We start from the raw sequence: 919 nt of genomic DNA, 5'->3' as shown, positions 1-919 counted from the left end.
CTAAATTAAGAATCACATCAAAGCTTTTATCAGTCCTTGCAAGCTCATCATAAGTCATCATAGCAATATCGTCAGGGTGTGCTTGGCTGCTATCGCGGGTAAGCCAAGTAATCTGCAGCTCTTTATTTTGTATGCGGTAACGTGTCATCAGCTCACGACTAAATGCACTACCTAAGAATCCTGAGCCACCACTGATCAAAATATTCATGTCCTACTCCCTAATTATTTTTAGCAATATGATTAGTGTGGCAAAAAATAAGCTACAAAAACAATAGGATAATTGTAGAAGTAACTACTTAAGTACAGATTTAGAATATGTAACTTGGCAGCCGCATAGAAAGAAGCATAGGATAAGACAGACTTAATTTAGGTAATTAAGTCATAGGTAGTTGACTGGTAGAAAAATGCTGAAAAAACATCAGTATTTTATTCATATACTATCTGATTATTTTCCCTGTTAAGGCATCTCCGATCTGGCTTGGCAACTTATAACCTAGTGTATCTCCTGTTAGATAATGCACTTGTTGGTCCAGATTACTGTGTTCATTGTCGTTAAGAAAATAGGCTTGTGCTTGAGTTAACGTCAGGGCTGGAGGTTTTCCTGAAGGGTTACAGCTTGTCGACACGATAAAGCCGTAAGGATTGTCTGGTGAAACCATCTGCGTGCATAGCTGTTGGACTAGAGGGTGCGCGATAATACGTACGGCCACACTATCGTGTTCTCCAGTAATCCATGACGGAATAGGTACAGTAATCTGTTTTGATAAGGGTAATAACCAAGTATGAGCCTGCTTTAAGATAGCTTCTGGGTGCATACGCCAACTCTCAAGGACCGTCTGACGTTGACTGTCGTTTAGGTCATCTAACAATGGCGCTATACGGTGAACATCGTCAGTGACGACAATCATCCCTTTGTGTA

At 40.4% G+C, this 919-nt stretch carries 1 protein-coding gene and 1 pseudogene; both read right to left on the bottom strand.

Going from position 1 to position 919, the window contains the following annotated elements; genetic code table 11:
- Positions 1-208 (bottom strand): annotated as a pseudogene (locus ACS8FD_RS17855) (TIGR01777 family oxidoreductase); the annotation flags it as partial.
- Positions 209-437: 229 nt separating this feature from the next.
- A partial coding sequence (locus ACS8FD_RS17850) for a Sua5/YciO/YrdC/YwlC family protein (RefSeq protein WP_439276834.1) occupies positions 438-919 on the bottom strand: 482 nt, incomplete at its 5' end.

The sequence above is a fragment of the Psychrobacter sp. 1U2 genome (assembly GCF_051847575.1).
Note: the sequence above shows the minus strand (reverse complement) of the source record. Positions and strands in the feature narration are given on the sequence as shown.